Source organism: Flavobacterium kingsejongi (assembly GCF_003076475.1).
Lineage (GTDB): Bacteria > Bacteroidota > Bacteroidia > Flavobacteriales > Flavobacteriaceae > Flavobacterium > Flavobacterium kingsejongi.
In genome coordinates this window covers 3,924,011-3,944,917 of sequence record NZ_CP020919.1, presented here as the reverse complement: position 1 = coordinate 3,944,917, position 20,907 = coordinate 3,924,011, and the positions used below count along the sequence as shown (strand labels likewise).

The 20,907-nt window shown below is 39.4% G+C and carries 19 protein-coding genes, 1 other RNA gene and 2 pseudogenes; 15 read left to right on the top strand and 7 right to left on the bottom strand.

Features of this window, described 5'->3' with window-relative positions; all coding sequences use genetic code 11:
* Positions 1-83: 83 nt before the first annotated feature.
* The 3 genes and pseudogenes from FK004_RS19730 to FK004_RS17780 form a co-directional block, all read right to left on the bottom strand.
* Positions 84-128, bottom strand: a pseudogene (locus FK004_RS19730) (hypothetical protein); the annotation flags it as partial.
* Between the two features lie 402 nt (positions 129-530).
* Positions 531-2,069 (bottom strand): hypothetical protein, encoded by a 1,539-nt coding sequence (locus FK004_RS17785; RefSeq protein WP_108738477.1) that lies wholly within the window; start codon positions 2,067-2,069, stop codon positions 531-533.
* 2 nt (positions 2,070-2,071) lie between these two features.
* Positions 2,072-2,341: a hypothetical protein gene (locus tag FK004_RS17780; RefSeq protein WP_108738476.1), complete on the bottom strand. Its 270-nt coding sequence runs from the start codon at positions 2,339-2,341 to the stop codon at positions 2,072-2,074.
* Between the two features lie 367 nt (positions 2,342-2,708).
* On the opposite strand from FK004_RS17780, the gene istA reads away from it, so the two are divergent.
* The 12 genes and pseudogenes from istA (at position 2,709) to rnpB (ending at position 12,309) form a co-directional block, all read left to right on the top strand.
* Entirely contained in the window at positions 2,709-4,256 is a 1,548-nt protein-coding gene (istA, locus tag FK004_RS17775; RefSeq protein ID WP_108735486.1) for an IS21 family transposase, read from the top strand.
* A gap of 16 nt (positions 4,257-4,272) precedes the next feature.
* Entirely contained in the window at positions 4,273-5,010 is a 738-nt protein-coding gene (istB, locus tag FK004_RS17770) for an IS21-like element helper ATPase IstB (protein WP_108736446.1), read from the top strand.
* A 155-nt stretch (positions 5,011-5,165) separates the two neighbouring features.
* Positions 5,166-5,498 carry a hypothetical protein gene (locus FK004_RS17765; protein WP_108738475.1) on the top strand — a complete coding sequence of 111 codons (333 nt, stop codon included), beginning with the start codon at positions 5,166-5,168 and terminating at the stop codon, positions 5,496-5,498.
* A gap of 721 nt (positions 5,499-6,219) precedes the next feature.
* On the top strand, positions 6,220-6,459 hold the full coding sequence (locus tag FK004_RS17760) for a hypothetical protein (protein ID WP_108738474.1): 240 nt from the start codon (positions 6,220-6,222) through the stop codon (positions 6,457-6,459).
* A gap of 3 nt (positions 6,460-6,462) precedes the next feature.
* Positions 6,463-6,927: a hypothetical protein gene (locus FK004_RS17755; protein ID WP_108738473.1), complete on the top strand. Its 465-nt coding sequence runs from the start codon at positions 6,463-6,465 to the stop codon at positions 6,925-6,927.
* A 55-nt stretch (positions 6,928-6,982) separates the two neighbouring features.
* Entirely contained in the window at positions 6,983-7,558 is a 576-nt protein-coding gene (locus FK004_RS17750; protein WP_108738472.1) for a hypothetical protein, read from the top strand.
* A gap of 11 nt (positions 7,559-7,569) precedes the next feature.
* Positions 7,570-8,121, top strand: a complete 552-nt coding sequence (locus FK004_RS17745; protein ID WP_157956150.1) for a hypothetical protein — start codon at positions 7,570-7,572, stop codon at positions 8,119-8,121.
* A gap of 226 nt (positions 8,122-8,347) precedes the next feature.
* On the top strand, positions 8,348-8,770 hold the full coding sequence (locus FK004_RS17740; protein ID WP_108738470.1) for a hypothetical protein: 423 nt from the start codon (positions 8,348-8,350) through the stop codon (positions 8,768-8,770).
* A gap of 203 nt (positions 8,771-8,973) precedes the next feature.
* On the top strand, positions 8,974-9,861 hold the full coding sequence (locus FK004_RS17735; RefSeq protein WP_108738469.1) for a helix-turn-helix domain-containing protein: 888 nt from the start codon (positions 8,974-8,976) through the stop codon (positions 9,859-9,861).
* Positions 9,862-9,966: 105 nt separating this feature from the next.
* Positions 9,967-11,112, top strand: a complete 1,146-nt coding sequence (locus tag FK004_RS17730; protein ID WP_108738468.1) for an aldo/keto reductase — start codon at positions 9,967-9,969, stop codon at positions 11,110-11,112.
* Positions 11,113-11,236: 124 nt separating this feature from the next.
* A pseudogene (locus FK004_RS17725) lies at positions 11,237-11,821 on the top strand (NAD(P)H-dependent oxidoreductase); the annotation flags it as partial.
* Positions 11,822-11,991: 170 nt separating this feature from the next.
* An RNA gene (gene rnpB / locus FK004_RS17720) (RNase P RNA component class A) lies at positions 11,992-12,309 on the top strand.
* Here rnpB and FK004_RS17715 read toward each other — a convergent pair.
* Both FK004_RS17715 and FK004_RS17710 read right to left on the bottom strand, forming a co-directional pair.
* Complete coding sequence (locus FK004_RS17715; RefSeq protein ID WP_108738466.1) at positions 12,308-12,988, bottom strand: response regulator transcription factor; 681 nt, start codon at positions 12,986-12,988, stop codon at positions 12,308-12,310. The genes rnpB and FK004_RS17715 overlap by 2 nt on opposite strands.
* Positions 12,985-14,358 carry a sensor histidine kinase gene (locus FK004_RS17710; protein ID WP_108738465.1) on the bottom strand — a complete coding sequence of 458 codons (1,374 nt, stop codon included), beginning with the start codon at positions 14,356-14,358 and terminating at the stop codon, positions 12,985-12,987. Before FK004_RS17710 ends, FK004_RS17715 begins: the two co-directional genes overlap by 4 nt.
* Before the next feature lie 148 nt (positions 14,359-14,506).
* Between FK004_RS17710 and FK004_RS17705 the strand changes: the two genes are divergently transcribed.
* Complete coding sequence (locus FK004_RS17705; protein WP_108738464.1) at positions 14,507-15,487, top strand: hypothetical protein; 981 nt, start codon at positions 14,507-14,509, stop codon at positions 15,485-15,487.
* Between the two features lie 17 nt (positions 15,488-15,504).
* A complete protein-coding gene (locus FK004_RS17700; protein ID WP_157956149.1) occupies positions 15,505-17,613 on the top strand; it encodes an outer membrane beta-barrel family protein in 2,109 nt (702 codons plus the stop codon).
* Between the two features lie 94 nt (positions 17,614-17,707).
* On the opposite strand, the gene rsmD is transcribed toward FK004_RS17700, so the two are convergent.
* The gene (gene rsmD / locus FK004_RS17695) at positions 17,708-18,301 is read right to left on the bottom strand and encodes a 16S rRNA (guanine(966)-N(2))-methyltransferase RsmD (RefSeq protein ID WP_108738462.1); all 594 of its coding nucleotides are present in this window, start codon (positions 18,299-18,301) and stop codon (positions 17,708-17,710) included.
* Complete coding sequence (locus FK004_RS17690; RefSeq protein ID WP_108738461.1) at positions 18,298-19,122, bottom strand: DUF3822 family protein; 825 nt, start codon at positions 19,120-19,122, stop codon at positions 18,298-18,300. The genes rsmD and FK004_RS17690 overlap by 4 nt, the downstream gene beginning before the upstream one ends.
* 339 nt (positions 19,123-19,461) lie before the next feature.
* Here FK004_RS17690 and FK004_RS17685 point away from each other — a divergent pair, with 339 nt between their 5' ends.
* Positions 19,462-20,895, top strand: coding sequence for an ATP-dependent DNA helicase (locus FK004_RS17685; RefSeq protein WP_108738460.1), 1,434 nt, complete (start codon positions 19,462-19,464; stop codon positions 20,893-20,895).
* The last annotated feature ends 12 nt before the right edge of the window (positions 20,896-20,907 follow it).

Genomic DNA, 20,907 nt, shown 5'->3' with positions numbered 1-20,907 from the left:
AATGCGCCATTAATGGTAGCACCTCCGCCAGCTGTAATACTCCAGTCAGATACAGTTACTGATGTAGGAACATTATCCTCGATCAGTGCATTAAAAATATCTCCCGCACCACCATTGGATACTACGATAGTATAGGTGATAGGATCATTGATATTGACTGATGTATAATCGCAAAAATGAATTGTACAAAAATAAAAAATGAATTGTACACGTTTTGGCCAAATAGTCTTATTTTCAAATAATGTTTAAACGCGTTTTAATTACGCAAAACCGTAAGGTTAGAACAAAAGTAGCACATAAATTTGTGTACTACTAATTTAAACTTACACCACATGAAAAGAATTATTTCTTTCTTATTATCTAGCACAGTATTTATATACGCCATATTATCAAGTGTAGAAACCTATTTTATGATATTTTTTACTGTTATATACTGCATCAGTATCGGTTATTTTTTATACATCAACCTGAGAAAGAAAAAAGCATTATAACGCAAATGCGCCGACCAACAATATGTTGGCCGGCGCATTTTAATTATATACTGACTTCGCTATCGGTAAAGCACAAGTCATTTTAACGCTGCCGTTTTGATTAGCTAAAAAATTCAAAGTAAGATTATGAGATTGTAAAATAACCTCGTATATGCCTTTATCAACGATCTGCGCATGATTATTAAGTATCTGATAAAAAATCTTTTCCGGGTCAATTATAGCATTCATTGGGATGGATATTCCACCAGTGGACGTGCCGCCAATTTTAACAGCTTCTAAATTAATCAAAACAAGGCCATCTTTTAGACGCATACGACAAACGTTAATTGTTATACCCGTATCTGCTGGCGGCGTAAAAGGTATATTTACCCAATCTGTTGTCTGAACCAATGACTTTAATTGCCGTAAATTTATAGCTTGATCTGGCAATAAACCATCGGGTAAAGATACAGGCAGTTTAAAATTATAATGACCATCGCGACCAATTGTTAGAGCCACAAAATTATCACTACTTTGATCAAACCTAACTATTGTATCCAGTGTTCCGGTTGAACTATAATTCGGGATAACAACCCATTCCCGGGCATCAACGGAATTAGAGTTCTTTTTAAATACGATTGACCCCGTACGATTGGATTCGCTTACGACTTCGGAACTACATTTCACAATTCCGATTACCGTCAGTGCTTCTAAAAATGTTTTCTGCCCCCCGATATCTTGATTTAGGGATTTATAAACAACGTTATTACTGGCAACCGATGAAATATTTAGCCAGTCCCTAATCGTATCAGAACCGGCCTGCTTCCAGGTGGACTGATTGCCAGAGCGTATCATTATCGAAGATATATCACTATTTGGCACGAATTGATCTGAGTAGGCATAACCACCCAATCCGTTTGAATGCTGCGAAACAATATTCCAAAACGATAGGGGGGAAACGTTAGAGCCGTTTATATTTGCTTTTGCGGATTCGACGGTTTGCAATTGCGAAAACCTCACAGCTTGGCCAGCGGTTGTGGCTACTGGCACAGTTACGCCCCCGACAAAATCTTTTATACCCTGCACAACTTGATTTCCTTGCGTCTTAACATTGATAATATCCTGCGCAATAAGCGAAGTGACATTGCCATTAATGGATTCTAAAGCATCATTCGTTTGGCTAACGAATCCGTTATAAGCAACTACAGATATTTTTGAATCCAAAGCAGATTGTAGCCCGGAAATATTTACGATATTAAAATTCACGAATGAAAGGACATTACCAGCAGTATCTTTTAACTCCAGGACATTGGCCTGACCTGATTTGAAATTGATAGATTTTGCCACATTTGTAACAAATGAACCGACCGGAACGGCAGAAAGCATTTCACCCTGATCGTTCCACAACTCTAAATTATTCGTGGTTTGGTTAAATCGGAACTCGGTGCCCTCGTTATTCAAAAATGAAACATTCAAAGTCGCAAGTATGTCCCCGGCACTATTGCGCAATTCAATTTCCTGGGCTGCCTGATTCGCTATAAGTGTCAACCCATCATTAACCGCAATTGCGTCGGCATGCTCGTTTAAGGTCTGCTGCAAGCCTAAAACTTCGGGATCATGTGAGTATGCCCCACGTCGCTTTTAGTGGCTAATTTGTCAGCTATGCCGTGCGCATTAGCGTCGGCGATATGACCATCAAGCTGTATTTTGTCAGCTTTCCCTATTAAAGCCCCTGGTAACCCGTTTACACTTGACTGGGGTATTTGTTCGTCTTTATGCCAAAACGACTGCCAGGAAGCCCAAAATTGAGCCTGTGAGGGTTTCTTTCCTGTTGTGAACCATTGTAATATTGTACTGATTGGAGTTGCCATATTATCCTACGAATTTTATGAAGATTACTACCCTGTATGGGTTTAAAATTGAAAATGCGACATTGGAGCCGGTTGCGCTTGTATTACCGTGTGCTGCGGCCTGATTGCTACCGCGGAGTACGTAATTTTCATTTCCTCCACTTCCGCCGTCATAACCGTTTTTCGCGACCTGGTTAGTTGCATTAACTGGAAAAACCGGTCAATTTGACCACCTAATTCCGGAGTAAATTGACCACCCGTTCCGGAGCAAACTGACCACCTAATTCCGGAGCAAATTGACCACCAAGTTTTGTGGTGAATTAAGTATTAAAAACTATTGATTTTTTCATGTTGTTAGAACCATACATTCGTTAAAAATTTACGGATTATGGCAAACAAAATAACAGACATGAGTAAAATTAGAAAAGTAATTAAATTCTATTGTAATGGAAAGAGTAAGTTATTTATAAGTAGCTACTTATCCCTTTCAAGAAATACGGTAAAGAAATATATTTCTTTATTTGAAGTTCTCGAATTAAGCTTTGAATTAATCGACCAAAAAACCGATGCAGAGCTGGAACTTTTATTCTCCCAGACTAGTGTAGAGGCCATTAGCCCGAGATTACAGACACTTTATGATTTTTTTCCTAAAATGGAACGTGAACTAAAAAAAGTTGGCGTTACCGTACAGCATATGTGGGAACAATATATTGCTGTAAATCCTGATGGTTATCGAACTTCACAATTTCATTATCATTACAATATATGGGGCAAACGAGTTAATCCGGTCATGCATATGAACCATAAGGCTGGTGATAAAATGTATGTTGATTATGCCGGAAAGACACTCTCAATTATTGATATAGATACTGGAGAAGTCAAAGAAGTACAATTTTTTGTAGCAATATTGGGCGCTAGCCAATACACGTATGCTGAAGCTTCCATGAGCCAGCAAAAGGAAAACTTTGTTGACTCGGTAGAAAATGCCATGCGCTTTTTTGAAGGCACTCCTGCCGCCATTGTTCCAGATAATTTAAAATCTGCCGTAATAAAAAGCAGTCGTTTTGAACCGACAATCAATGAAACCCTGGCTGATTTAGCAGAACATTACGAAACCACAATTTTACCTGCCAGAGCTTACAGGCCCAGAGACAAGTCACTAGTTGAAGGAGCTGTTAAGATATTATATCGAAGGATTTATGTAACCATAAAAGAAACTAAGTTCTTTTCTCTGGAAGAATTAAACCAGCAGATCTGGGATTTACTTGACTCTCACAATAACAGAAAACTGACAGGACGCCCTTATTCCCGCTTTGAATTATTTTTAGAAGACGAGAAAGAAAAACTGCGTCCACTCCCACAAGATCGTTTTGAAATTAAATACCAGTCTTTTGCAACAGTAATGCAAAACGGTCATGTTCAATTAAGCCAGGACAAAAACTATTACAGCGTTCCGTATCAATATGTAAAGAAGAAAGCCAAGCTGTTATATACCAAATCAACAGTAGAGATTTATTATAAATACAATCGAATAGCTGTACATCCAAGAAACTACAAACCTTATGTCTATACAACAACTCCTGAGCATTTAGCCAGTACACATCAATTTGTAGCCCAATGGAGTGCTGCCCGCTTCATTGAATGGGCTAATAATATTGATGAGTCAGTAGGAGAATATATAATGCAGATAATCGAAAGCAGAAATCATCCAGAACAGGCTTATAAAAGCTGTTTAGGAATACTGAATTTTGAAAAAAAGGTAGGCAGACAGCGATTAATAAATGCCTGCAGGCGGGCACTTGATTTTAAAATTTACAATTTTAAGACCATACAAAACATTTTAGAAAACAACTTGGATCATATTGATTTTGATCAAGAACCTGAGCAGGAACTTCCCGATCACAGTAACATAAGAGGAAAACACTATTATAACTAAATTAAATCTTGAAAAAATGAATGAATCCACAGTAACCAAAATGAAACAAATGAAGCTTTATGGCATGTTTAATGCTTTTAAAACAGCCATTGAAAGCGGGAAAACAGATCATTATACCCTTGACCAGTTTGTATCGATGATTATTGATGCAGAATGGGATGAAAGGTACAATCGTCGTATTGAACGAAGTATCACTAATGCCAAATTCCATTACAAATCAAATATTGAAAGTATCAATTTTGATGTATCACGTAACCTGGACCGAAACATGGTACTGCGTCTGGCAGAATGCGAATTTATAGAGAAAAACGAAAACATTTTAATCACTGGAAGCACCGGTGTCGGTAAAAGTTATTTAGGTACTGCATTAGGTTATCAAGCCTGTATACAGGGTTTTAAGGTAAGTTATTTTAATACCTTAAAATTGTTCGCTAGACTAAAAATGGCTAAAGCAGATGGTACTTATCTACGGGAACTTACCAAAATACAAAGACAGGATGTTATAATACTTGATGATTTTGGACTCCAGGCACTTGACAGCCATAACCGAATTACTCTTTTAGAGATCATAGAGGACAGGCATAATAACGGCTCTATAATCGTGACATCACAAATACCAGTTCAAGGCTGGTATGATATAATTGGAGAAAAAACGATAGCCGATGCAATATTAGACAGACTTATACACCAATCTCATAGGCTTGAATTACATGGAGAATCCATGAGAAAGAAAAGAGGAATAAACAAAGAGTGATATTTTATTATATTTGAATACTAATTAACAGATGAAAAAATATAGTTTTTAATCAAAACGGAGGTGCTCACTTTGCACCGGAATTAGGTGGTCATTTTGAACTGGAATCAGGTGCTCACTTTAAAACGGAATGGGGTGATCAATATAACCGGAATTTGCAGGAAGACCTCATACTTAAAAATAAAACGCTAAGTAAGTATCACAGATTAAACACTTTAAATATTGTGAAGTTTTTAAATACTAAAGATCAAGATACTAAAGATTCAAACAGATATCTTTACGAAAATATTAAAAGAATAAATGATTCAATTAATAAAAAACCAATTGATTCTTTGCTTTATATTGATTATTTCTCCATGAAAATGTTTTTAAACGGGAAAAACAAAACGTTAATTGAAATTGACAGTATGCAAAAAAACAATAAATCCTATTCAGATGTTTTTTATGAGATTTTAAGAGAAAACATACAAGTATATCCAGAGAAATAATTTAAAGCCTGCAGAGAGCAGAGGTTTTGCGAGATTATTATGAAGTTATATAGCTTATTCAGGTATTTTATAGTGGTTACAATCTTGTTATCACTTTTAGCTAATTTGGTTGTGAGCATAGGAGAACAAGATTTTGGAGGTACTGTATCTTTTAGGAATTTATTTCTTCTTGTTTTTTTTAGCTGCTTTATTTTTTATAAAAAGTGGTCGTTAGTACTGCTCATGTTTATAAATATTACATTTTGGTATTTTTAATTTAGCGAAAGCTCGGTCGCATCCTTTCACAATCATCCTGTTACGAATTACACTTACTCGTTAAGTACTATTCTTGGCAGCGGTTCTAGGGCTGTAATGAGGATTATTCTATTTATTCCTTTGATAATAAATATTATGATTTCCTTTACAGACTTTCCTTTTCGCATTATCAAACTCAAAAAGGGATCGTAAATTATGAGACATTGATGCAAGAATGAAATGAATAACGGTATTTTTGAGGTTGGAATAAGAGGATAAGGGAAATTAAATGTTTGTTCAAATCACTTTATAAAATGAACAGGGCTATTTTGAATATTATAGTTGCTAAGGATACTTTATTAGGAGGAGCAATACAGTTAGTACGCAACAGGAAATTAATCCAGGTGTTTTATCTATCGCCGATAATTATTTTGGAACATCCGGATTACTTACACTCCACGAGGTTACCGAATCTTATCAAGGTGCTTTGATTACTCAGGCTTCGGGAATTTCAGTAGGATCAGCAACGAATGCTGATGCCGCTAATCCAAACAGTGTATATATGCAGTCACATAATGCTGCAACTCCACAAAATATGATAATTAATGAAAATGTTTATGATGCACAAGGAAATCAACTTCAATCTCCATTTACGGGGGCTACTCGGGTTGATTATACTGTTCAACAAGGCACCAAAGCTCCGCAAACTATAATGACTTATCCATAAGCTATGAAAATATATTTTCGTTTTACCTCAATTTTAATTCTCGTAACTTTTTGTTATCTCGCGTCGTGCGCCCAAAAAGTTAATATTAAGAAATCTGGTCAACTCACAACTACTGCCAAGTTGGACTCCATTTTTACAGTTCGTAAGATTGATTCCATTAATAATTACTATCTTATTTATGCTAAAAGAAACAATAAATGGTTTAAGATTGTATCAAAAAAGGAAAAAAATATACGTAATAATAAAATTAAAATTAATACTGATTATAGGTTTTCGTTACATTCAATTTGGAATGAAAAAGTTATGATAGGTGGAATAAATGTTTCTCCATCTCAAACTCCTTATGTCACTTGTTTAGGTTTTGAAGAGAAAACAATGATTTGTATTGAAAGAGATTCCATTAACGATCTGTTTAGCTCTAAAAACCTCAATGGATTGAATTATATTAAAAATAAGGAAAAAGAATAATGTAGGTATGTCAAATCTTCTCTTAAATGGAAAGGGAAGTAAACCTCAATAAATTATGAATAAGTATATTTTTATTTTTTACCTATGTGTTTTGTTTGGATGTAAATCTGAAATAAAAAAAGAAATTGAGGTTCATCAGAATACTCAAGAGTTAATTCATGAGAAATTAAAAATAGACACAACGATATCTGTATTCCCAAATGTTGTGAATGGTTTTTATTATTGTGATTTAGTTAAGTCGACCGGTTTCAAGCTAATAAAGCCAAAGCCTTATTATGTTCCAAATACTGATAGTCTTTCTTATCATTTCAATATTGATAAAGATACGATTGTTTTTAGTTATCAATTTTCAGCTACCAAAGAAGGGGAGGATAGAAAAATTATCATGTCGGGTAAACCATTACATTTAAAAAGAATTTTTATTAAAGATAGTATTGAATTTAATTTTACTGGTTTTATGTCTGACTATCGTAATGCAAAATTGTATTCTAATAAAAATTTTATTCTGATAAAGTCACAGCCAACACAATGGACTGGCTTAATCAATCAATACGAATTTTACCAGTTGATTGATAGATCAAAAAAGATAGCATATGAGTTTTTTGTTAATGAGTATTATGGTTGCGAATAGTGATTAAAACAATGAAAAATTTAATATTAATAATAGGTTTAATCACTTGTATAACGTTTTCAAGTTGTAACAGTGAGAAAAGTAATAAAATTGATATGGTTATATATACAATTGAAATTCCTCATGATTGGAAAAAAATAACTATTCAAGGAATAGATTCTAATGTAGCTGCGATATTAACAAAGTCTGGAGACACCATTATCAGTGATTATGGTAAATATTCAGAAAAATTTGATGAAACAAATAAAGTATTTTCCAAAGCACAAATATCAAAATATAAAAGGTTAGGAATGGACACGAAAAATTTATTTTTTTCTGATTGCCCAGAAATAGACCAAGCACAAGGCACATTTTTGAATGAATATTATATGTATGAAGTTATTGATAATTATAATGTCAAATTTAGAATTTCAAAAAAAGATAATGAAGGAATTACAGGTATTTCAGTTGATAGTCTTTTTAAAACCAATAATCGATTGACTATTTATTCTAAAAATTTAAATAAAATTGAAAAAGATTTATTAATCAACGCTCTCTATACCGTAAAATTTCATAAAAATTAATATTTAATTTCCTTTTCACCATCTTGTCTGCTATAGCAGCAGTAAAAGGTGAAAAATCAAAACTCAAAACTCAGGAGGATGTGTAATTTCAGATTGCCAGCCAACCTGGTTTTGTGAAAGAGATAAAAATGAATTTTAAATGCTAGATTGTAATTGTTAGCCGTCACCAGTCTAATCAAAATGAGAGGACTACCTAAACTAGATGTGACATTTTAAAACATTTCCTATGAAACTAAAAAATATCAAAAGAATATACTTATTTTCTATTTTATTCATGGTTAGCTCCTGTGCTGCACAATCTATTATTTATGAGCCTGTAGGGATAATGGACAAGCCCCTTCCCACAATAGAAATTTATACGAAAGAAAAAAAGAAGGAAAGGAACAATGTCAAAGTTTTTATCGTCAATGATAAGACGTTTGCTTTACTAAAAAAGCATATTTCTAATAACGTCATAAAATCAAAAGTAGGTGAAGAATATCAGTATGGTTCTTATAAAGTTAGCTGTACTAACGGTTCTGAAAAAATTGAATATATAATTGAATCTAAAGAGGCGAGCCACATTTTTTTTCAGCAGCAGCTATCCATAGTAAAACAGGACAAACAATTATATGAACAATTAAATACGTTACTTATGAGACTTAGATAATCACATCGCTTACTTTTCAATGGTCTCAATAACAGGTGAATATAGTTGTTTTGGTGGAGCTCTTATACATATAAACAAGCAAATGTTAGAGGAAAAAAGAAAACAAATTGAAGCGTTAGAAGCTATGAGCAAAAAACATTAATAGTTTTGCGTAACCATTCCTTTTACCGAACTTACTGCCATAACACGAATCAAACCATCACATGAAACATTTTACAGACTTTGCGTCCTATAATGAATACATCGGTTTAGACAGTCCTTTAGACCATGATATTGACGTTGGATATTATAATCCCCCAACGATGCTATTGAAGTCGGAAGCTGTATCTGTGGACTTTTACAGGATTTCCATTAAGATTAACCTGGTAAACAAGCTGAAGTCAGACCGGACTCCCATTACCGCAGTGTTTTTTAATAGCCCCACTTTAATCGTACCCGCAGGATGGGATGTGGAACCGACCTATACCGGAATGTATGTGCAGCTATCTAAAAAAATAATTGAGGAAAACCGCTACCTGTTCAAATCGTATCTCGATTATGGACAGCATGAGGCCTTGTACCTAAATGAAGAGGAAGTGGAGGAAATCAGTGCTGTTTTTCGACTGATGGTAAAATATTATGAAAGCGAAAAGCAAAACTATAATGTGCTATTATCATACGTAAATGTGCTTATCTCGTTGGTAGAAGCTTATTATAAAAGACAATTCTCGACCGACCCTAAGCAATACAATCGCATTGTTACTCAATTTCAGCAAAACTTGATCGAATATTATGACAAACCGGTTACACAGATTCCGAACGTTCAGTATTTCGCAGACAAGCTGGGATTGACCGCAAACTACCTGGGCGATATCATAAAGCATTTTACCCAAAAATCGGCACTGGAAAACATCCATGATTTTGTAATTAGGAAAGCAAAAGAATTATTGGTCGAAAATCCAAAACTGAATACTACCGAAGTTGCATATGAACTGGGATTTGAATACCCCAATTACTTTTCCAAATTCTTCAAAAAGCAAGTCAGCCTTACACCAAAAGAATACCGGATGCAGGCAAACAATAAAAATAGACACGAACAAACGCCTTCCTAACGGGGCGTTTTTTTATATCAGTAATTTGTTTCTTTTTTGATAGTAGTTTGTTTCCTCTGGAGACTCTGCATCCCGTTAGCTTTGTACTAGTAAAACAATTGTAAAATGGAAGACAATAATTCTAACAGCGGAAAACGTTCAAGGAGGCATTTTATGCAGCAATCAGCAATTGCAGGCGCAGGTTTATTTTTTGCCCCTAACATCTTGGCTGCATCTGAAAGTCTAAACGAAAGCAAGTACCATAAATCAGATAAAGAAGGAAATAGGAGCATGAGAAAATTAGGAAGTTTGGAAGTATCGGCATTAGGAGCGGGTTGCATGAGCATAAGCGCAAATTATGGTGCGCCGGCAAAAATAGAACAAGGAGTAAAGACACTACACACAGCTTATGAAAATGGCATTACCTTTTTTGACACAGCTGAAGTATATGGGCCTTTTACCAATGAAAAACTTGTCGGTGAAGCATTAGCCCCTTTTAGAAATAAAATTTCAATTGCGACTAAATTCGGTTTTGACATTGCATCTGGGTCAAAATCCGGTGGACTGAACAGCCGGCCTGAACAAATTAAAAAAGTCGTCGAAGAATCATTGAAGCGCTTAAAAACGGACCGTATCGATCTTTTGTACCAACACAGAGTCGACCCGAATGTACCTATCGAAGATGTTGCCGGAACTGTAAAAGAGTTAATCAAAGAAGGAAAAGTTTTGCACTTTGGCTTGTCTGAAGCGAATGTATCAACCATTCGAAAAGCACATTCGGTACAAACTGTTTCAGCAATCCAGACGGAGTATTCTTTTATGGAAAGGAGTGTTGAAAAAAATGGCGTACTGGCCGTCTGCGAAGAATTGGGCATTGGCTTTGTGCCCTGGGGGCCAGTTGGCATGGGATATTTGACAGGAAAACTGAATGCCAGCACTACGTTTGATCCTAAGTTTGATGGGCGTTCTAATTTCGAGCGTTTTACTCCTGAAAACCTGGCAGCGAATATGCCTATAGTAAATCTGCTAAACGATTTTGCTTCTAAAAAAAATGCAACAGCCTCTCAAATTGCATTAGCCTGGCTCCTGGCTCAGAAATCCTTTATTGTATCGATTCCGGGGACAAGAAATATTCCCCACCTAAACGAGAATTTAGGGGCACTTGAAATTAAATTGACAGCTGCTGATTTACAAGAATTGGATACTGCATTTTTAAAGCTAAAAGTATATGGTGGCCGTATGAATGCAAAAGAAATGGCTGTTTGTGAGTAATTGCGAATATATTTTTTTGGCTCAGCAAAGGCTATCCGGCCTACCTGAAAAAAGCATTCGGCGTTAAATCTTAATGATAAAAAAAATTAGATAATAGTACAATGGAAACAACAAAAAGGTTTTATTAATCAATACACATTTGACTTATCCAAACTGGTCAGAAGGTCTTTTGAACGATGCCTTTACCCAAAAAGCAAAAGACTTTTTTAAAGCTCATAATTATGAGGTTATAGTAACCAAAGTCGAGGAGGGGTATGATGCAGATGAAGAAGTAGAAAAACACCTGCAAGCCGACATCATTATTTTACAGACTCCGATCAATTGGTTTGGCGCTCCGTGGATCTATAAAAAGTATGTGGATGAGGTTTTCAACAGTGGATTGCATAGTGCTAAATTTCTATCTGGCGACGGCAGAACGCGGGAAGACACAACCAGGCAATACGGCACAGGCGGAAAAATGCAAGGCAAAAAGTTTATGGTATCGTCAACTTGGAACGCCCCATCAGAAAGCTTTGGCAATCCGGATCAGCAATTATTTAAAGGAGCAGGAACTTCTGATTTGCTGCTACAGATAACGAGTAATTACCGCTTCTGCGGTGTAGAAATCATGCAGGACTATAATTGCTTTGATATTTTCAAGGACGGCGATATTGCGAAGGATTTAGAGCATTATCCGAAACATTTGGAAAAAGTGTTCGGAATAAAATAGAGCATACACTAACTAAAAACACCTATAGACATGATGCTTATAGGTGTTTTTAGTTTAAGCAGGTAATCTGTAAATCCTAATACATTTTCAGCGGTATCGCTAAATTCTAAAGCCCAGGCAGGAAATAGTCAGTCGGGATAGGGATTCCCGGGAAAATAGATTACTTTTGCGCAGCAGACCGCCTTATCGCCGTTTTGATTTATCAGGAGGGAGGAAAGTCCGGGCACCATAGAGCAGCATAGCGGGTAACGCCCGTCACTGTGGGCAACCACGGGAGGACAAGTGCAACAGAAAGTATGTACAGGTAATGCTGTAGTGAAACCAGGTAAACTCTATGCGGTGAAATACCAAGTATATCGGCATTTAAGGGTTGCTCGCCCGTTGCCGAAGGGTAGGTAGATGGATCCCGGTAGTAATACCGGGGCTAGATAAATGATAAGGATCCTGTTTACAGGATACAGAACCCGGCTTATAGGTCTGCTTTTTTTACAATCGGAACTCCAGCCCGATATGACGGATGCTCTTGATCTCGATCTGGTCGTCATTTTTAAAATACTTCCGCAGCCTGCTGATAAAGACATCCATACTGCGTCCCGAAAAGAAATCATCAGTACCCCAAACCGCTTTTAAAATAGCTTCCCGTTTCAGTACCCTGTTTTTATTGTTGTACAGGAATAAGACTAAGGCCACTTCTTTTTCGGTCAGCCGTTGCAGCTGATCGTCTAAAACCAGTTCCAGCCGTTGCGGATTAAAGGTATACTTGCCAATAGCAATCTCGGCCGCAGCAAAGCTGGTGCTTTTCTCACTTCGTTTTAAGATGTTATTCAGGCGCAGGACGAGTTCGTCTGCTTCAAAAGGTTTGACAATATAATCGTCGGCACCCAGTTTCAGCCCGATGAGCTTATCTTCTTTTAGCTTTTTGGCTGTCAGGAATACAAAGGGTACTTCGGGATTGATCTTAATGATCTTTTCTGCCAGGGTAAAACCGTCGATCTTGGGCATCATCACATCAAAAATACAGATGCTATAAACGCCTTTCTGGAATAGCTCCAGGGCTTCTTCGCCATCGCGGGCCCAGATGATTTCAAAATCATGGAGTTCGATATACTGTTTGAGGATCATGGCGAAGTCATAATCGTCTTCGGCTAATAGTACTTTTCGGCTCATAGGGAAGGAATGCTGATGGTAAAAGCCGCACCCTGGCCCAGGTCGCTCACTACGCTGATGTTGCCACGGTGGGCTTTAATAATCCGGTTCACGTAATACAATCCCAGCCCCAGCCCTTTGGTGGTATGGATGTTCCCTTGTTCCACACGGTAGAATTTATCGAATAGCAGGGACTGTTTGCTTTTGGCAATCCCAATACCATCATCTTTGATACTGATCGTAAACAGGTCATTGTGGAAAGCAGTGCCAATGGTGATGGTATGGCAACCGTATTTAACCGCATTTTCCAATACGTTCGTCAGTGCTGTTGTCAGGTGGAACTTGTCCAGGTTCAGGGTTACCGATGTGGGATCAAAAGCGCTTTCCAGCGTTACATTGGGATAAGCCAGTTTAAAATCGTGGATAATGCTGTTCAGGAAGTCGGGCAGGAGCACCTTTTCCTTCTGCAGGTCTATTTCTTCAAATCCAAGGGAATTGCTCATCACCTGGTCGATGAGGTTTTGCAACCGGTTATTCTGGCGGGTAATGGTATTGAGGACATTCTGGTAGGCCTCATTGTTTTCCCGGACTTCCTTACGTTCCAAAATCTTTGTAGAAACGGATAGTGTCGTGAGTGGGGTTTTGAGTTCGTGGGTGATGTTATTGATAAAATCGGTTTTGATGTCGCTTACTTTCTTCTGCTGGATCAGGGCTTTAAGGGCGATGACAAACAAAGTCACGAGCGTCAGGATGCATAAAAAAGCAAAAGCCAATAAGAGCTTCATCCGGCTCAGGACAATCATTTCCCATCCTTTCACCGATACATACAGTGTATCTTCCGTCAGCAGCCGGTAATCAGAATCTAAGGTCTCCCGGCGGAGTGTACCGCTCGTAGTCCCTACATAATTCCGGATCAGGAAAGCATCGTCCAGCGAAGCCAGGTTGCCATAGAGCTTATTACGGATAAAAGGCTTCTCGGCAAAGATGGTATCGGCTCCCTTGGCGGCATCAAAGACAACAAATTTGTCCAGGACTATGGCAAAATCCAGTTGGAGGTCGGGGATTTCGCTTTTAAATTCCTCTTGCAGTTTCCGGGTTAGTTCCTCTTTGAATTCATTGCGCAGGATATCGTTTTTAACGTCAAAGCGGGTCTTGTTATCGCGGATGTAACTCTCGGCCAACTGCTTGTATAATAAATCTTTCTTGTAGAAGATCGTCGAGTCGATATCACTGTAATCATTAGTGATAGCTGCGATCTTATCTTTGATTTCGGTCCGGAACTGCTCGACCTTATACTCATAGGCCGTTTTGACCAGGTAGTACTGCATCGCCGATAAGGCAATGAGGATCAGGGCGGCAAAAGCGATCAGCAAATTTATCTTACGTTTCATGCTTGGAGATTGTGGTTCAAAAATAAGGGTTTTAATCCTAAAACAACACATTAACCCGCCATTAACCGGGCATTAACCTACGCTGCTGATTTTTGACCCAATTTTGTACCAGAACACCAAGTAACCGTCCACCCTAAATCACTTTATTATGCTGTTATACTCTAAACCGTATTCGCCTTTGCAAAAGAAAAGACCGGAAGATTTCGGGTACCGGTATTTCGCCCTGAAATTCCAGGATGACCCGGTAGACCTGATCGTGATATCCAAAAAAGGAGAGGAGAAGCTCGCCAAGCCGCTATTGTTTTACTGCCAGGATTGCCAGCCACAGCCCGTTATTAAGTATGGCGAAAAGGGACTACTGGGTACATTGCCGTTTGACGAAAAACCTTTCCTGGAGGAGTTTCATATTGTAGTCCCGGGCAAACCTTTTATCCCGATCATTGCCGATACTGCCATACTGGGGCCGCAATACCAGTACTATAAAAACCGGGAAAGCGCCCTGCCACCCAAAGCATTTTTGGAGCGGAATTCCTTAGATTATTATGTGTACCGGAATAATTTTATATTAAAGCAATTGAGTAAAGAGCGGTGGGTAAAGAGCAGAAAGTTAGTAGTTACCGGAAATGCTGAAGGGAGTTCGGTTGCGGCAAAAATGGCCGCGGTGAATAAGAAGGTGACCCACCTGATTTATTCCGGGGGCAATCCTTATGGTAAAATAATGAACCAGCTGGCACAGGCACGTTATGAGGAAAAAGACAGCCTTCCCCAAGCCGACCGTACCATTGCCTACTGGAAAACGGTAGTGGCCAATTCCCGGACGATCAACCTGGATGGGGGTGATTGCTATAAGACGACTTATGAATTTTCGCTGCCGCAAAAAGAGAACCTGATGCAACTGGAAATCCCGGTGCTGTTTGCCTATGCCACCGGGGACTGGTCGGCAGCCTTTAACGACCTGTTCCAGATTGAAACCATACGGGAACAGAAAACCAATTTCCAATTCCGGAGCTACCGCAGCCTCGAGCATGGCTATTATCCGGTAGCCGGACACCACAAACCCGATTATGCCCAATACAACTGGGAGAAAGTAGGCCGCGACTGGCTGGAATGGCTCAATACCAATACATAAACAGAAACTACCCCCTAATGATTAAAAAATACAGTATCCTGCTGTTACTGGCGACCACCTGGAGCAGTATGGCACAGGAAACCACCGTTACAGATAGTATTCCTGCTAAGGAAAACCAACTTGATGAAGTACATGTCGAAAAGAAGAAACCAACCTACACCACCAAAAATGGGGTGATTAAAGTGGACATTGCCAACTCCATTTACAATAGTATTCCCAATCCGTTGGACGTTTTGCGTAAATTGCCTAATGTCATCGTAAGCGCTGACGGGGAAGGAATCACTATTATGGGGCGTGGTACCCCGCTGATCTACCTGGACAACCAGAAAATCGGGATGAATGAACTGAATGCTTTGGTTACCGATGATATCAAAAGTATCGAGATCATTTCCAATCCCTCTTCCAAATATGAGGCCGATGGGCGTGCGGTGGTCTTGATCACCCGGAAGATCGGACGCAGGGAAGGATTTACGACTACAGTAGCCGAAACCGTTTCTTTTAAAAGGTTTTACAGTAATTACCTCAACCTTAACTCGAGCCTTCAAAAGGGACGTTTTGAAGTTAAAGCCAACCTGTCGTACAACCAAAGCAAGCCCTGGGAAGGGAATGCCAGTAACTTCACTATTGCCGAAAAAGACCTGCAGTCGGGTTATGATGTACATGCTAAAACCTTTAAGCCTGAACTGAACAGTGGCGTAGGAGTAGTGTATAAAATCAACGACACCGATTACTTTTCTTTTACCGCCAACAATCAATATATAGAAGACCACAGCACCATTTATGCAAATTCTGCGCTGATACAGGAGGCAAATGCTACCCGGGTGGCTACAGATAGTGATACGCGGGCTTACCGTAACTTTTTGAATGCCTTCCTGAACTACCAAAAGAAGTTTAAGGAAAAGGAAGCCCAGCTTTTTACAGGATTCCAGTATTCCGGCCTTAACCGGAAGGGGAACTATGACGTCTATAATACCTATAATGATGCGGCTCCTTTGTATTCGCAATTCCGGAAGCAGCATTTTATCCTGGATGCTTTTTCGGGCCGTATCGATTATGAACAGCTGATCGGAAAAGGGATCAAGTGGGAAATTGGGGTACTGTATGGGATTACCACGGCACGATCGGTATTTAACGTGAATGATTATGAGCAACAGGCCACAACCCATTCCAATTACAGGCATCAGGAGCAGCAGGCCGCGGCTTATACCCAGCTCTCCGGTACGTTTCATAAAATGAGTTATCGCTTGGGTGCCCGCATGGAAGATATGAAAGTCCGGGGGCATTTTAAAGACGATAGTGCGCCGCCCATCCGCAAACAGCTGGACAACTTCTTCCCTAAGGTACAATTGGACTTCCCGGTAGACAGTACCCAGACGATCAGCCTGAATTATGCCCGCAGTATCGAACGTCCGGAATATGCCTCGTTAACCCAGGTGACGGCCTATATTAATCCGTATTATGCCTTTTCGCAGAATAGCAACCTAAATCCTGCCTTTACATCAGAAGTGACTTTAAACTACCAGCGGAACGATAAATCCATAAAGCTGACCTATTATGACCGACGGGGGTCAATGTATTACGGCTATGATTATGACGCAGCAAAAACACTGCTGACCTCGCTACCGCTCAACTTCAAAAAAGAAACCGGATATACGCTGGAATTTACAATGCCTTTTACCCATAATAGTTGGAACAGCATCAATATCGTGAGTGTGTTATGGAACCGGGTTGAAGATCCTTCGGTAGCGCCCCGAAAGTCGAATCCGTTCCTGTACCTGTATTCCAGCCAGATGTTTACACTGCCGCATGATTTTACAATTGCCGTTTCAGGCTGGGCGATAGGGAAGCGCACCGAGACTTTTTTTAATGTCGAGCCTTTATGGTGCATGGACCTCTCGGTATCCAAAAAGTTAGGGAAGAGCTGGCAATGTACCATTAGTTGTAACGATATCTGGGAGAGTATGGCCTATAAGCAGGATATGCAATTGTATCCGGTTGCGATCCAGACGACTTACTTTACCAATGTCCATGAGTTCGCCCTTAACCTGCGCTATACCTTCGGGAAAGTCAAAGCCTCCGCATATACGGAGAAAGTGGTGGATGAAAATACCAATAGGATTCGGTAATGCCAATTAGAAATAGTACCCAAACGCCTTATCCCCGCTATAGGCGGGGATAAAGCGTTTATTTTCGTAAGATATTGATCGTAGTAAGGTGCAATTATCCTTCTTCGGTAGCGTCCAGTCCGGTGTCTTTGACATCTTCCGATTCCTCATGGTTGAGTTCAAAGAAAGTGAATACCGATCCGCCATAGTTTTTATGGAAGGAATAATTGATCATGTGGTCGAGTTTGGTATGCTTGGAATGTTCGATAACCATCATCCCATCATCATTCAGCTGTTCGTTTTCAAAAACAAGCAGGACGATCTTCTCAAACGAAGCCTGGTCGAGGTTATACGGAGGGTCGGCAAAGATAAGGTCATAGGAAGCCTTGTTCTTTTCTAAGAATTTAAATACATCGCTTTTGATGGCCGAGATATTAAAGTCAAATTCCTCTGCCGTTTGCTTGATATACTTGATACAGCCAAAATCGCCATCTACAGACGTGATATTATCACTGCCGCGGGATCCGAATTCATAGCTTATATTTCCCGTTCCGGAAAACAGGTCCAGCACCTTTAGCCCTTCAAAACTAAAATAGTTGTTGAGGATATTAAAAAGGGCTTCTTTGGACATGTCTGTAGTCGGCCGAACGGGGAGATTCTTAGGTGCCGTTAGTCGTCGTCCCTTATATTTTCCGGAAATGATTCTCATAAATTAAATAAAATAAAATGCTTTAGGTTCTGTAAAGCCCCAAAATTGTTATACTGCTCCAAGTTGGCAGTGTCCAGTAATGCCGTATTCCGTACGTATTTATACGCAATCGCATACAGAGGGTCTTCTTCCGATATCGCGCCCAGCAAGCGGAGTTTAAAGTGCTCCGGATTCAGCTTTAGTTGTTCCGCGGTAAACAGCAGGTAGTAGATAAAATCCTCCGGCGTATGGTATTCAAAAGAATTGAACAGCAAGAGCTTTTGGTTTTCGACCACTACAATCTCAAACTGTTGCTTCCGAAAGTGTACAAACACCTGTTTCTCATCGATATTCTTCGACAAGTCCAGCAGTTTTTCTACCAGTACCGTCTGGGTATGCCGGTATTCGAACGGCCCAAACTGGTCGATCAGGTAATTATTGACATTCACATACGGGATATACACGTTTTTCATATCATAATTCTCCAGCGTATCAAAAGCAAAGAAATCCGTTTCAAAAACCTTCGTATTGTATTCTAAGTAGTGGCTCAGGTACTGCTCATCAAATAATGCATTCGGCACAAACGTCGAAAGGTTGTTCTCATGCACCACCACAATCTCATCATACAGCTTCATTAACTCCGGATAATCCAGGAATGCCTTCCAATAGTGGTCTTCCACCTTGTCAGCTTCCGGGAAATCGGCAAAATCAATCTCCTTTACCGCTACCACCTCAAAGTTTAACGTATCGAAAATACAAAATGAAAGCCCTTTCAAAGATACCTGAAGGGACAGTTTTTTGTATATTTTTTCCGTTATGCTTGTGTTATATTTTAATGACATAGGATTGGGAAAGCGACTTTTTTAACGTCCTGAACTACTCTTGGGACAGTCCGCAAACTTACAATTTTTTTAGATAGCATGGGGATCAGGAGCAAAACTTTCAGCATTTTAGCGGCGTTATTCCCGCCATACGCTTGTATTTTTTTGCCCACCCGTTTTTAAGCGGAAAAGGACCGGCGTACGGGCAAAAAAGATACCGCTGCTGTCGGGGCTATACCATCAGCCACAGCCCGGTTTTAGCGCAAGCGAATTTGAAATAGCCTACAATTTTTTTCCACAAAGGCAGGTGCCAAAGAATTCATGCTTATCTTTGAGCCTCCAAAAATATACAACACACTAATGAGTTCAGGACTGTTTTATGCCATTCTAAAAAAGAAATTCCCTTTTCGCCTCACTGTGAAACAGGATCTCTTCTTCCAGCAAATCGCCCATTTTGTCACCAATACCAATAGGGATGAAATTTTTGTACTGAAAGGCTATGCAGGAACCGGGAAAACAACGGTGATTGCCACGATTGTCAACCACCTTCAGGATATTGATAAGAAATTTGTGCTATTGGCGCCTACAGGGCGTGCAGCCAAGGTTATTGCCAATTATTCACAGAAGCCAGCCTTCACGATCCATAAAAAAATCTATTTCCCCAAAGCTGGTGGCGGTGGTGGCGTAAGCTTTACCAAGCAACCCAACAAACACAAGAATACGATCTTTATCGTCGATGAATCCTCCATGATCTCCGATGTGAATACCGATAGCAGCATGTTTGAAACCGCTTCCTTGCTGGATGACTTAATTCAGTACGTTTACAGCGGTACCAATTGTAAGATGATCTTCGTAGGAGACACCGCGCAGCTGCCACCGGTGAATATGGATGTAAGCCCGGCACTCAATACAGAAACCTTAGGCATCCATTACAATATGGACGTACAGCATATCGAACTCGATGAAGTAATGCGTCAGGAGGAAAACTCCGGGATCTTATACAATGCAACCGAATTACGGGAAATACTCAAATCAAACTTTATCGATACCTTTCAGTTTTATGTACGGGGCTTTAAAGATATTGTTCGCCTTAGCGATGGATATGTTATCCAGGATGCCATTAATACCGCCTACAGTAATTATGGGGTGGAGGATACGGCGTTTATTGTGCGTTCCAATAAAAGGGCGAACCAGTACAACCAACAGATCCGTACCCGGATACTGGACAAGGAAAGCGACCTATCTACCGGGGATTTCCTGATGGTCGTGAAGAATAATTATTTCTGGCTCAAGGAATCGGACGAAGCAGGATTTATTGCCAATGGGGATATTATCGAAGTACTGGAGATTTTTAAGATCCAGGAACTCTATGAATTCAAATTCGCCACTGTCAAAATCCGCATGGTCGATTACCCGAACCAGAAACCGTTTGAAACCGTCCTGCTACTCGATACGATAAGCAGCGAATCGCCGTCACTTACTTATGAACAGTCCAATAAACTCTATCAGGAAGTGCTGTTGGATTATGAATCGGAATATTCGAAATACAAGAAATTCCAGAAAGTGAAAGCCAATCCGTATTTTAATGCGCTGCAGGTCAAATTCTCGTATGCCATCACCTGTCACAAATCGCAGGGTGGGCAATGGAATACCGTATTTATAGAACAACCCTACCTGCCCAACGGAATCGACCGCGATTATATCCGCTGGCTGTATACCGCCGTGACGCGGGCCAAAGACAAACTCTACCTGATTGGCTTTAAAGATGAGAATTTTAATGAAGCCGGACACTAATAGCAACACCAA